Source organism: Maridesulfovibrio sp. (assembly GCF_965230075.1).
Lineage (GTDB): Bacteria > Desulfobacterota > Desulfovibrionia > Desulfovibrionales > Desulfovibrionaceae > Maridesulfovibrio.
Window position 1 is genome coordinate 1855671 of sequence record NZ_OZ245945.1, and the last position, 13048, is coordinate 1868718.

The 13048-nt window shown below is 47.9% G+C and carries 11 protein-coding genes and 1 tRNA gene; 11 read left to right on the top strand and 1 reads right to left on the bottom strand.

What is annotated here, in order from left to right; all coding sequences use genetic code 11:
- Positions 1-168: 168 nt before the first annotated feature.
- The 8 genes from putP (at position 169) to argH (ending at position 8940) form a co-directional block, all read left to right on the top strand.
- Positions 169-1641 (top strand): sodium/proline symporter PutP, encoded by a 1473-nt coding sequence (putP, locus tag ACO05Z_RS08395; protein WP_421901720.1) that lies wholly within the window; start codon positions 169-171, stop codon positions 1639-1641.
- Between the two features lie 149 nt (positions 1642-1790).
- The gene (locus tag ACO05Z_RS08400; protein ID WP_421901721.1) at positions 1791-2957 is read left to right on the top strand and encodes a THUMP domain-containing class I SAM-dependent RNA methyltransferase; all 1167 of its coding nucleotides are present in this window, start codon (positions 1791-1793) and stop codon (positions 2955-2957) included.
- 132 nt (positions 2958-3089) lie between these two features.
- A complete protein-coding gene (locus tag ACO05Z_RS08405; RefSeq protein WP_421901722.1) occupies positions 3090-3458 on the top strand; it encodes a response regulator in 369 nt (122 codons plus the stop codon).
- A gap of 80 nt (positions 3459-3538) precedes the next feature.
- Positions 3539-4519, top strand: a complete 981-nt coding sequence (locus ACO05Z_RS08410) for a PhoH family protein (protein ID WP_421901723.1) — start codon at positions 3539-3541, stop codon at positions 4517-4519.
- A complete protein-coding gene (gene ybeY, locus ACO05Z_RS08415) occupies positions 4519-4974 on the top strand; it encodes an rRNA maturation RNase YbeY (RefSeq protein ID WP_421901724.1) in 456 nt (151 codons plus the stop codon). Before ACO05Z_RS08410 ends, ybeY begins: the two co-directional genes overlap by 1 nt.
- A 205-nt stretch (positions 4975-5179) precedes the next feature.
- Complete coding sequence (gene argF / locus ACO05Z_RS08420; protein ID WP_421901725.1) at positions 5180-6157, top strand: ornithine carbamoyltransferase; 978 nt, start codon at positions 5180-5182, stop codon at positions 6155-6157.
- 31 nt (positions 6158-6188) lie between these two features.
- Positions 6189-7424, top strand: a complete 1236-nt coding sequence (locus ACO05Z_RS08425) for an argininosuccinate synthase (RefSeq protein WP_421901726.1) — start codon at positions 6189-6191, stop codon at positions 7422-7424.
- A gap of 133 nt (positions 7425-7557) precedes the next feature.
- Positions 7558-8940 (top strand): argininosuccinate lyase, encoded by a 1383-nt coding sequence (gene argH, locus ACO05Z_RS08430; protein WP_421901727.1) that lies wholly within the window; start codon positions 7558-7560, stop codon positions 8938-8940.
- 144 nt (positions 8941-9084) lie between these two features.
- On the opposite strand, the gene ACO05Z_RS08435 is transcribed toward argH, so the two are convergent.
- Positions 9085-9178: transfer RNA gene (locus ACO05Z_RS08435), tRNA-Sec, on the bottom strand.
- A gap of 196 nt (positions 9179-9374) precedes the next feature.
- On the opposite strand from ACO05Z_RS08435, the gene ftsH reads away from it, so the two are divergent.
- From ftsH to cdaA, 3 genes are read left to right on the top strand one after another with little or no spacing between them, the layout of a single operon-like run.
- Positions 9375-11444, top strand: coding sequence for an ATP-dependent zinc metalloprotease FtsH (ftsH, locus tag ACO05Z_RS08440; RefSeq protein WP_421901728.1), 2070 nt, complete (start codon positions 9375-9377; stop codon positions 11442-11444).
- A gap of 13 nt (positions 11445-11457) precedes the next feature.
- On the top strand, positions 11458-12300 hold the full coding sequence (gene folP / locus ACO05Z_RS08445) for a dihydropteroate synthase (RefSeq protein WP_421901729.1): 843 nt from the start codon (positions 11458-11460) through the stop codon (positions 12298-12300).
- The gene (cdaA, locus tag ACO05Z_RS08450; protein ID WP_421901730.1) at positions 12300-13046 is read left to right on the top strand and encodes a diadenylate cyclase CdaA; all 747 of its coding nucleotides are present in this window, start codon (positions 12300-12302) and stop codon (positions 13044-13046) included. Before folP ends, cdaA begins: the two co-directional genes overlap by 1 nt.
- Positions 13047-13048 lie beyond the last annotated feature (2 nt).

A 13048-nucleotide genomic window follows, 5' to 3' on the forward strand; every position in this document is an offset into this window, starting at 1 on the left:
ACTTTTTGAATGAAAAACTGAATATTTTAATCTGTATTGCTCAGATAGCCGTACAATCAACGCTGAAAAAAAATATCTTGTACACAATGCTCAGGATGGTTAAATAGTAGCCCCTTTTTACGTTTTAGGTTGTTTTTGTTTTCTTTACTTGTTCAAAAAGGATTTATTGTGATTCAGACTGAGACTTTGCTTACTTTTGGTGTTTATCTGGTCTTCCTGCTGGCGGTGGGTTGGTATTTTTACAAACGTACTTCTAATATTGAAGGCTATATCCTTGGCGGGCGTGGACTCGGCGGATGGGTTACCGCTCTCTCCGCGCAGGCCAGTGATATGTCCGGCTGGCTGCTCATGGGCCTCCCTGGTGCTGTTTATCTCGGCGGTATGACCGAGGCTTGGATTGCCATTGGCCTGTTCGTGGGTACTGCCCTGAACTGGATTTTTGTTTCCGCCCGTCTGCGTGCTTATACCGAGATGACCGATACCCTCACAATTTCATCCTTTTTTGAAAAGCGTTTTAATGATCCAACCAGCCTACTGCGGGTCGGTTCTGCGGTCATTATTCTGATGTTCTTTACCATCTATTCTTCTTCCGGTCTGGTTGCTGCGGGTAAACTCTTCGAGTCCATGTTCAATATTGATTACTCCGTGGCTGTTATCACCGGGGCAGTCGTAATTGTTTCCTATACCTTCCTTGGCGGGTTTATGGCTGTATGCTGGACTGACTTCTTTCAGGGCGGCTTGATGTTCTTCGCTATTGTCCTTGTTCCGATTCTTGGAACAATTGATAACGGTGGCATCTCCGTTATCGAAGCTGAAATGGCGGCCAAGCATATTTCTACCAGTCTTTTTCACACCGGTGCTGGCGCACCTCTCTCCATAGTTGCGGTTATTTCCACTATGGCTTGGGGGCTGGGTTACTTTGGGCAGCCACATATTCTGACCCGTTTCATGGGAATCAGCTCCATTAAGGAACTGCCCAAGGCTACTGCTGTTGCCCTTATCTGGGTTGTGATCTCCCTTGCCGGTGCGGTTGTTGTCGGTATGGTCGCGATCCCCATGTTTGATGGTCTGCATGGCGGTGAGCAGGAGAAAGTTTTTATTTACATGATTTCCAAGCTCTTCAACCCGTGGGTCGGCGGTGTGCTGCTGGCAGCGATCCTTTCCGCGATCATGTCTACTATTGATTCCCAGCTGCTGGTTTCCTCATCCGCTTTGACCGAGGATTTTTATAAGAAGATTCTGCGCCGCGATGCTTCTGAAAAAGAACTCATGCTCGTAGGCCGTCTTTGCGTTCTGGTCATTTCCATCATTGCCATGAGCATGGCTTTGACACCGGGTAACACTGTCCTTGGACTCGTTTCTTACGCTTGGGGCGGGTTTGGTGCTGCATTCGGTCCTGTCGTTTTGTTTTCTCTATTTAGCAGAAAAACAACTTGGATTTCAGCACTTTCCGGTATGATTGTCGGAACTCTTGTTCTGATTTTCTGGAAAGATGCCGGTCTTGGTGCAACAATGTATGAAATCGTTCCCGGATTTGTTGCTAACTTCCTGACCATCATGGCTGTGAATATGTTTGCTCCCCAGCAGGACGAGCAGATTCTGGCTGATTTTGATAAAATGGAAGCTATTCTTAAGAAATAAGGGCTTGTTGTTTAGCTTAGTTATGTTTATAAGGCTCTGCCGTCTTGGCAGAGCCTTTTTTTATTGAGCTAAAGGGTGTATGCAGGAATTTGATCTGCACCCCACATCAAATATATTTTTAGGGCATTCATTTGCCCGGTGAGGTTTATATGTTGGATTTTGAACGCAAAAGTATTGTGTTGGTTACTTGTCCTAAGAATTTCAGTCCTTATCTCGCTGAAGAGATGGGGCGTTTGGGATATAAAATCCGGGCTGAATTGCCTGCCGGGGTAGAGACCAAGGCATCTCTAAATGATTGTATGCGTCTCAACCTCTGGGTGCGCTGCGGACATCGGGTTATGTACCAGCTCAAGAGGTTCAAAGCCGATACTCCGGACCAGATGTATAAGCAGGTCAAGGATATGGTTTGGGAAAAGATTCTCGGACCGGATGATTATCTGACTGTTACTTCTTCCGTGCGTACTGAAACCGTTAATGATTCCCGTTTTGCCAATGTGAAGGTCAAGGATGCAATTGTTGACCGTATTCGCGAGAAATCTGGCAGGCGTCCTTCTTCTGGTCCTGATATGTCCGGTATTGTTGTTTTTCTGCACTGGAAAGATGACGAATGTACTGTTTATCTTGATACTTCCGGTGTACCTCTTTCCCGTCGTGGTTACCGTAAGTTTCCCGCCAAGGCTCCCTTGCAGGAAACTCTGGCCGCAACCCTGATTCGGGCTGCCAAATGGTACGGACGTGGAAATTTTGTTTCTCCCATGTGCGGTAGCGGAACCCTTGCCATTGAAGCTGCTCTTGTGGCTTTGAATGGTGCTCCGGGGCTGATGCGTGATAATTATGCCTTTATGAATCTTCCCGGCTATAATCCTGAATACTGGGACAATCTCTGCATTGATGCCGAAGACAGGGAACGCGATTCTATCGAAGGTAAGATTATTGCTACCGACATTGATCCTGAAGTGGTAGAGGCGGCAAGAAAGAATGCCCGTGCTGCCGGGGTTGAGCATCATATTGAATTTGATGTGTGTGATTTTCGTGAGACACAGGTTCCTGACGGAGGCGGCATAGTCATTATGAACCCGGAATATGGGGAGCGTCTCGGAAGTAGAACCAAGCTGGAAAAGATTTACACCGCTATTGGTGATTTTTTGAAGAACAAGTGTCAGGGCTACAAGGGGGTTATCTTCACCGGAAATCTTGAACTGGCAAAGTTTATCGGGCTTAAATCCTCTCGTAGATTGATTTTTTATAATGCCAAGATTGAATGCCGTTTGCTGGAATTCGAAATTTTCAAGGGCAGCCGTAAGTCACGCTTCTAAGATTTTTTCTTTAAAGTCTTGAAAATAATTTTTATAGAAGTTAATTCCTAGCGTGATAGCTGTGTAGTGATGCCTGCAACAACTATCAATATATTATCTGAGTAATTATTTTGGGAAGTTAAGGAGATTTTTATGCCCCGGATTCTCGTCGTAGATGATGATCCAATTTCACGTCAGGTTCTTAAAGCAATGCTTGAGAAAGAAGGGCACCTTGTTACGGAAGCCGAAGATGGAGTCAAGGCTGTAAAGGGGTACGACCGCAATCTGATCGACTTGGTTATCACAGATATTTTCATGCCGGAGAAGGAAGGCGTACAGACTGTCAGGGAATTAATGAAGGAAAACCCGGATGTAAAGATTATCGCAGTGTCCGGTGGCAGCTCTTCAGCAAATTATGATTCGCTTGATTGGATTAAGATGTTCGGGGTGAAATACACCTTCACCAAGCCGTTTAACGCTAATGCCATATTGGCTGCAATTGATGACCTTCTCGGATCATAATTTAATCTTGTTTTTAATTGGTTGCATCTTCGCTCGTCCTGCCGTATTCCATCTTTCAAAAAAAGAACGGGAAATAATTAATGGCAGATAAACAAACATTTAAGGTTAAACTTGAATTTGATGATGTGGGACTGGCCAGTGTGCTGTTCGGTGCCCAGAATTCAAATCTTGATCTCATTTCACGCCAGTCCGGTGTAAGGATAGAGAGTAGGGGGAACTCCCTGCATCTTATCTCTGAAAATGAAGAACTCATAGATCCGGTAGCAAAGTCTTTTACCCAGCTCTACAAGCTGCTCAAGTCCGGTAAAGAGGTCTTTCCGCAGGATGTGGAAGCCGCTTACCGTATCCTCTGCCGTGATCCGAAAGCAGATCTGATCAAAATTTTCCGTGACGAGCTTTTTGCGGTTTCGCCCAAGAAATCGCTTACACCGCGTACGCTTACTCAGCGCGCTTATTTTTCCGCCATCCGTGAAAATGACATGGTTTTCTCTGTCGGTCCTGCCGGAACAGGTAAAACCTATCTGGCAGTTGCCATGGCCGTTTATGCCTTGCAGCGCAAAGAGGTCAACAGGATCATCTTGACCCGTCCTGCTGTAGAAGCAGGGGAGAAACTGGGGTTTCTGCCCGGTGACCTTGTTGATAAGGTCAATCCCTATATGCGGCCTCTCTATGATGCCCTGTATGATATGCTCGATATGGGCAAAGTGCAGGATATGATAGAAGAAAATATCATTGAGATCGCACCCTTGGCCTTCATGCGCGGGCGTACTCTTTCCAATGCTTTTGTCATTCTTGATGAAGCCCAGAACACCACTCCGGAGCAGATGAAAATGTTCATCACCCGTCTGGGATTTGGTTCCAAGGCAGTTGTTACTGGAGATATTACCCAGATTGACCTGCCTAACCGTGAGCCTTCCGGGTTGGTGGATGCCATAAATATCCTGCATGATGTGCGCGGAATCAGCTTTATTAAATTTGAAGATTCCGATGTTATCCGTCATCCTTTGGTGGCCCGGATTGTTAAGGCTTACGATTCCTATGAGTGTAAGGGCGGAAAGTAATGGGCGTGAACCTGAGCATAGAATGCATGCCGGATGCTAATTTCCCTCTTGCTAAGCGGGAATTATATCGCATGTCGGACATGTTGCTTGAGGTTTTAGGGCTGGAAGGCTTTGACTTTGATTTAAAAATAGTCAATGATGCCGCCATTGCTGAAGTTAATGAAGAATTTTTGGGATGCGTAGGGCCTACCAATGTGCTCAGTTTCCCTTTTTCCGAGACACCAGATCTGGAAAAGAACAGTTTTTTAGGAGAGATAGTTTTGTCTGTGGATACACTTACCCGTGAAACCCGACTCTACGGTCAGCAGCCGGAAGAGCATACTGTAAGGTTGCTTGCGCATGCAATGCTGCACCTTGCCGGGTATGATCACGGTCCTGAAATGTATTCTCTCACTGACACTGCTGTTGAATCCGTATCTCCTGAGGTTCGACTGCGAACCTTGGGTTGGCAATAACTTAAAGCCAACCCGTTTCCTTGCAGCATGTTCCCGGTCGGGAATGTCCATATGCTGCGCATGAGCAAATCCCGTTTTTGTCCTCTTTTTTAGACCATGAACATGTATTTATGGTTTACAATGGCGGGTCTTATAGGCAATAATTCCCGATTGCAATTTTTCATTGTCAGTTAAGGCTCACCTCAAATATCTCTGGAGTTTTACGATGATCAGACATCTTCTCAAAATCAACGATGTTCCCCGTTCAGAACTCGGCCAGCTCCTGCTGCGTGCAAAAGAGCTGAAAGATAATAAAATTAGGAATAACGCCCTTGAAGGGAAAACCGTTATCATGATTTTTGAAAAAGCTTCCACCCGTACACGAGTTTCTTTTGACGTTGCTATTGAGCAGCTCGGCGGTCATTCCATTTTTATGACCCCGGCTGAGTCACAGCTCGGCAGAAGTGAACCGCTGGAAGACACTGCGCAGGTTCTTTCCCGCTATGCGGATGCACTTGTTGTCCGTACTTTCGGGCAGCAGAAGGTTCGCACTCTTGCGGAGCACGGTTCTGTCCCGGTCATCAACGCCCTGACTGATAGATATCATCCCTGTCAGGTGCTGAGCGATATGCTGACCATCTATGAGAGAACTCCTGATCTTGAGAACGTGCACGTGGCATGGGTTGGTGACGGCAACAATATGGCCCATTCATGGATCAATGCCGCCATTTACTTTCCGTTTTACCTGACTCTTGCATTTCCTAAAGGATATGAGCCTGATCACGATATTCTTTCCCGCGCACTGTCAATGGGAGCAAAGATCAATCTGAGCCATGATCCGGTTGAAGCCGTCAAAGGGGCGCATTACGTCAATACTGACGTTTTTGCTTCCATGGGACAGGAAGAAGAGCAGAAGAAGCGTGAAATGGCTTTTGCCGCTTATCAGGTGAATGACGAGCTTCTCAAGCATGCTGATCCAGATTGCAAGGTAATGCATTGCCTGCCCGCACACCGTGGTGAGGAAGTTACTGCTGAAGTTCTGGATGGCCCCAGATCAATCATCTTTGATCAGGCTGAAAACAGACTGCACATGCAGAAAGCAATCCTCGAATGGGCTGTTAACGGCATTGAAGTGGACTACGACGCAGTAGAAAAGCTGCTCGGCCCCGTACAGGCTGTCCCGCACATGCATACTATTGAATAATAAAAATATAGTTTTTAAGGATTTATAGAAAATGAGTAAGATTAATAAAGTAGTATTGGCATATTCCGGTGGTCTGGATACCTCCATCATTCTGAAATGGATCAAGCAGGAGTACAACTGCGAAGTTATTACCCTTACTGCTGACCTCGGTCAGGGTGAAGAGTTGGATGGTATTGAGGAAAAGGCCCTCAAGACCGGCGCAACCAAGGCTTTCGTTGAAGACCTGCGTGAAGAATTTGCACGTGATTTCATTTTTCCTGCATTCCGTGCCGGTGCCATCTACGAAGGCCGCTACCTGCTCGGAACTTCCATCGCACGTCCGCTGATCGCCAAAAGAATGGTTGAGATTGCGGAAATGGAAGGCGCACAGGCTTTGGCCCACGGTGCTACCGGTAAAGGTAACGATCAGGTTCGTTTTGAATTGGGCGGCATGGGCATGAACCCCAAGCTGAAGCATATTGCTCCTTGGCGTGAATGGGATCTTAAATCCCGTACTGATCTCATGAAGTTCGCGGAAGCTAACGATATTGAAATTCCCACCACCCGCAAGAAGCCTTGGTCCATGGATGCCAACATGCTGCACGTAAGCTTTGAAGGTGCTGAGCTTGAAGATCCTTGGAATGCTCCTTCCCCTGAGTCTTACCGTTACTGCCGTCCCATTGAGGAAGCACCGGATGAGCCTGAAATCATCACTATTGATTTTGAAAAAGGTGACCCTGTAGCAATTAACGGTACCAAGTATTCCCCGGCAGCTCTGGTTGAGAAACTTAATGAGCTGGGCGGCAAGCACGGTATCGGCCGTGTGGATATGGTTGAAAACCGTTTCGTGGGCATGAAATCCCGCGGTGTTTACGAAACTCCCGGTGGAACCATCATGCACATCGCGCACCGCGACCTCGAAGGTCTTTGCATGGACCGCGAAGTCATGCACCTGCGTGACAGCCTGATACCCAAGTATGCTGAAATGATCTACAACGGTTTCTGGTTCGCACCTGAGCGTATCGCGCTGCAGGCAATGATCGATGAAACCCAGAAGACCGTAACCGGTACCGTAAGACTGAAGCTCTACAAGGGTAACGCAATTCCCGAAGGCCGTAAGTCTCCTTACTCCCTGTACCGCGAAGATCTCGCTACCTTCGAAGAAGACGAAGTATACAACCAGAAAGACGCTGAAGGCTTCATCAAGCTGGTGGGCCTGCGTCTGAAAGGCAAGACTTCTTCCGGCTCTGAATGGATCAAAGAAGGCGACGTCGAAGACGTAGATTAAGTTTGTTTTTACAGCCCGGACGGACGCGAGTTCGTCCGGGATTTTACTAATAGGGATTCCAAAGGGGCTTAGCTCCTTTGGCCGCCGGAGGCGAAATCCCATATCAAGAGCGCGAAGCGCAACATATCAAAACATGGCAGATAATAAATTATGGGGCGGCAGATTTGCTGCCAAGACAGCTCAGTCCGTAGAAGATTACACTGAATCCGTAAGCTACGACCAGAATCTGTACCGCGAAGATATTTCCGGCTCTCAGGCTCATGCTAAGATGCTCGCAGAGCAGGGCGTGCTGACCGCTGAAGAAGCCGAAACTTTGGTCAAGGGCCTTGATCAGGTGCTGGAAGAGATTGAATCCGGCAAATTTGAATGGAAAAAGGAGATGGAAGATCTCCATATGAATATCGAAAGCAGGCTGACTGATATCGTCGGGCCTGTGGGCGGTAAACTGCATACTGGACGCAGCCGTAACGATCAGGTTGCCACTGACTTCCGCCTGCACGTGCTCCGTTCTCTTGAAGCATGGAAGACTGCCCTTGAAAAGTTGATTGCATCTTTTACTGCCAAGGCAGATGATAACAGAGAAGTGCTGCTGCCCGGTTACACCCACCTGCAGCCCGCACAGCCCGTCAGCCTTGCGCACCACATGCTGGCTTATGCATGGATGTTCAAGCGCGACCACAGCAGGGTAGTGGATTGTATCAACAGAGCTAATGTCTGCCCGTTGGGTGCTGCGGCTCTGGCCGGAACCACCTATCCGCTCAAACCTGCAACTTCCGCAAAATATCTCGGCATGGAAGAGACCTTTCGCAACAGCCTTGATGCTGTTTCCGACCGTGATTTTGTCATGGAAGCAATGTTCGCCGGAAGCTTGATTATGACCCACCTGAGTCGCATTTGCGAAGAGCTGATCATCTGGGCCAATCCCTGCTTTGGCTTCATTAAGTTGCCTGATGAATTCTCCACCGGATCATCCATCATGCCCCAGAAGAAGAATCCGGACGTCTGCGAACTCATGCGCGGTAAAACCGGGCGTGTCTATGGTGATCTTTTTTCACTGATGACTACCTGCAAAGGACTTCCGCTGGCATACAACCGTGACATGCAGGAAGACAAAGAGCCTTTCTTTGATTGTGATAAGACCGTGCATGCTTCCGTGGTCATCATGGCTGATATGATGGATGCCATGGGTTTCAACCCCGAAAATATGGAATCCGCGCTTAAGAAAGGCTTTCTAAACGCTACTGAACTGGCTGACTACCTCGTTGGTAAGGGCATTCCTTTCCGCGAAGCCCACCACATTACCGGTTCTGCTGTTGCCAAGGCTGAAGAGGAGAGCAGGGGCCTTGAAGATATGAGCCTTGAAGAACTGAAGACTTTCTCTGATAAAATTGAAGAAGATGTCTTTGAGGTCCTTTCCTACGAAGCAGCTGTAAAACGCAGGGTTTCCCCCGGCAGTACCGGACCGGAATCCGTTGATACGCAGATTACTGAACTGAAGGCATGGCTGGATAGCTAAGCTTTATTCGACATAGAATTATTTGAAGGTCGAAATCTGCTAGCAATGCTATCGGGTTCCGGCCTTTTTCTTGTTGCCAAGAAAGTGCCAGAGCGATTATTATTTGAAAGATATTGAGAAAAAATTAGGCTGGTAAAAAAGAAGTGGCGGAAGTGTATAGGAGTCGAACCTACCGACGAGGGTTAACCCGTCCACTGGATTTGAAGTCCAGGCGCAACACCGGTTACGATACACTTCCGCGTCGAAGAAGAGTTTGCTAACAATTTTGATGGCAAAGCGCAAGTACAATAATATTTTTGAATATGACTTGCCTTTTGCCAAATTAGTCTTATTAATAGCTGATTGAAACTGAAGAAAAAATGTAAATACAGTCCGATGCTTGCCGCATATTGACAGGTTTAGGCAGGCCGGACGCATATCCAAGGAGATTGACTTTGAATAGTTTTGCCAAGAATCTCTTGGTCTGGGTAACCATCATGCTGGTGATGATTGTGTTGTTCAATCTGTTTAATCAGCCACAGACTTCCCAGCTCAAACTTTCCTACACCGACTTTTTAAGCAGGGTCGATGAAGGAGAAGTCCTTCAAGTTAAGATTCAGGGGCAGAAAATCAGCGGGGTAATGGTCGGTGACAAGCGTTTTGTCACTTTCAACCCTGATGATCCGGCCCTTGTCCAGCATCTGCTGAAAAACAAAATCGAGGTTGTGGCCGAGCCTGAAGAAGAGGCCCCATGGTATATGACTTTGTTTATATCATGGTTCCCCATGTTGCTTCTGGTCGGGGTTTGGATTTTCTTCATGCGACAAATGCAAGGTGGCGGTGGAGGCCGTGGCGGAGCCATGTCCTTTGGACGTTCCCGTGCGCGCATGATAAATGAAGAGACTGCCCGGGTTACCTTTGAAGATGTTGCAGGGGTTGATGAAGCCAAGGAAGAACTTTCCGAGGTCGTTCAGTTCCTCAGCGAACCCAAGAAGTTTACCCGCCTCGGCGGACGCATCCCCAAGGGTGTGCTGCTGGTGGGCCCCCCCGGTACCGGTAAAACCCTGCTTGCCCGCGCTGTTGCCGGTGAAGCAGGTGTTCCCTTCTTCTCCATTTCCGGTTCCGACTTTGTTGAAATGTTTGTCGGTGTTGGTGCTTCCCGTGTGCGTGACCTTTTTTCACAGGGTAAGAAAAATGCACCTTGTCTGATTTTTATTGATGAAATTGATGCTGTTGGCCGTCAGCGTGGCGCTGGCCTCGGCGGCGGACACGATGAGCGTGAACAGACCTTGAACCAGTTGCTGGTTGAAATGGACGGTTTTGAGTCTAACGAAGGTGTTATCCTCATCGCCGCAACTAACAGACCTGATGTTCTCGACCCTGCGCTGCTGCGTCCCGGTCGTTTCGACAGGCAGGTTGTTGTGCCTACTCCTGACGTTCAGGGACGTGCGCACATCCTTAAGGTTCATACCCGCAAGACTCCTCTTGCCGGTGAAATTGATCTTGATGTTATTGCCCGCGGTACTCCCGGTTTCTCCGGCGCAGACCTTGAAAACCTCGTTAACGAGGCTGCTCTGTACGCTGCGAAAAATAATCAGGACTACGTCAAGATGGTTGATTTTGAAGAAGCCAAAGACAAAGTCCTCATGGGTCGCGAACGCCGCAGCCTGATTCTTACTGATGAAGAGAAAAAGACTACTGCTTACCATGAAGCAGGTCATGCTCTTATTGCCAAGCTGCTTGAAAACTGTGACCCCGTACACAAGGTTACTATCATTCCCCGTGGCCGCGCTCTGGGTGTAACCCAGCAGCTGCCTGTGGATGATCGCCATAACTACAATAAAGCATACCTCGAAGATACTCTGGTCATGCTGCTCGGCGGACGTGTGGCTGAAGAACTGATCCTTGATCAGGTCACTACCGGCGCCAGCAATGACATTGAACGCGCTACCAAGATGGCCCGTTCCATGGTTTGCCAGTGGGGTATGAGTGAGAAGCTCGGTCCCATGACTTTCGGTGAAAGTCAGGATCAGGTTTTCCTCGGCAAGGAACTGGTTCAGCATAAGGATTTCAGTGAAGATACTTCCCGCCTCATTGATTCCGAGGTAAGAAGAATCATCGACACTGCTTATGAAACAGCCAATAAGCTGCTCAGTGAAAATGAAGATCTCCTGCACAGCGTTTCCGATGCCCTTCTGGATCGTGAAACTATTAGCGGTGATGATATTGATACTCTCATGGACGGCGGTGAACTTGCTCCAGTTGAGACTGTTGCTCAGGCGAAGCCTTCTTCTCCGGCACGGGCTTACGGTTCTGCCGGTAAATCAGGGTACACTCCTGTTTCCGAATCCCAAAAGGATGAGGACGCAGCTGAAGGAGATTTCTCCTTTGATGAGCAGCCTGAAGAGAAAGAGGAATTCAAGCTCTCAGAAGATACTGAAGAGCCTGAAGTAAAAGAAGAGAAAGTCGAAGAAGCTAAGGCTGAAGAGGCCAAGCCTTCTGAAGATAAAAAGAGTTCCGAATAAGGAATCAGGATTTATGTCCCGAAGTTATTCATGGACCGTTAAGGGGGGCAGGGTGTTAGGCCCTGCCCCTTTTTTTATTGCCGGTATTGTCAATGTTACCCCGGATTCATTTTATGATGGGGGAAAGAATTATGATCCTCAGCAGGCTGTAGAGCATGGTCGCCTGCTAGCCTCTCAGGGTGCTGATATTCTTGATGTCGGCGGTGAGAGTACAAGGCCTTTTGCCGACCCCGTTTCTCTCGATGATGAGCTTTTACGTGTAATTCCGGTTATCAGTGAGCTCAGCCGTGACCATGTAGTGTCGGTTGATACGGTGAAGAGCGAAGTTGCCAGACAGGCTGTTGAGGCCGGGGCGGCAATTGTGAACGATGTTTCAGCTTTTGCTCAGGACCCGGCTCTTCTGGATGTTGTGGCCGATCTCAAGCCCGGTTACGTGCTGATGCATAGTCAGGGAACACCTGAAGAGATGCAATTGTCGCCGAGTTATGATAATGTCATAGAAGATATTTTGAGTTTTTTTGAAAAAAGTCTTGAAAAACTCGTAAAGTCAGGCTTACCGGAAAATCGTATAGTACTTGATCCCGGTATAGGTTTTGGGAAGACCCTAGAGCACAATCTTCATATTTTACGCAGGATTGACCGCTTTATGGATTTGGGATTTCCCATCTATATGGGCCTTTCCAATAAATCCCTGTGGGGTAAGTTGCTGGGACTGGAAGCTGATGAGCGACAAAATGCCACTCAGGCAGCTACAGCAGTTCTGGCGGCCCGGGGAGTTCCTATCCACCGGGTACATGAGGTTGGCTTGACCAGCCAGACCTTGAGAATAGTGAAGGAGATCGGCGGAGATATTTGATGTTTGAATTTCTGGGCTTTCAAATTTCCTGGAAAGAGCTGCTGGATATCGGTCTGGTGGCGATTGTCTATTTCTACATCATCCTGCTGGTGCGCGGAACACGTGCGGCTGCTGTTATCTGGGGGTTGTTGCTGGTTCTTTTAGTTTACTACCTCTCCGATGTTTTTGGCCTTTACACTCTCAATTGGCTGCTGACCAATTTCTTAAGTTCCATCTTCCTTGTAATTATTGTCCTTTTTCAGCGGGATATCCGTAAAGGTCTGGCCCAGATGGGAGCAGGCCGTTTTTGGCGTAAACAGGATTTTGAGATTGCAGTAATCGATGAAATCTGTGCAGCCATGGATTCCATGGCCCGCCAGAAAATCGGGGCATTGCTGGTTATTCAGAAAAATGTCCCCTTGGGAGATATCCTTGAGAAGGGCGTTGAGGTTAATGGCCGGGTCAGCAAGCAGTTGCTAATAAATATTTTTTGGCCGGATACCCCGTTACACGATGGGGCTGTGGTCATAAAATCAAATAAAATTGTTGCCGCTTCCTGTATTTTGCCTCTGGCTCAGGTTTCAACCCGCCAGAGTGCCATCGGAACCCGTCATAGGGCGGCTTTAGGCATCAGTGAGGAAACTGATGCCATTGCTCTTGTTGTTTCCGAAGAACGAGGAACAATGTCTGCGGCAATCGGTGGTAAATTGACCACCAGCCTCGATATTGTCCGCCTTAAAAGGGTTTTGAAAAACGTTTTGACTTGATG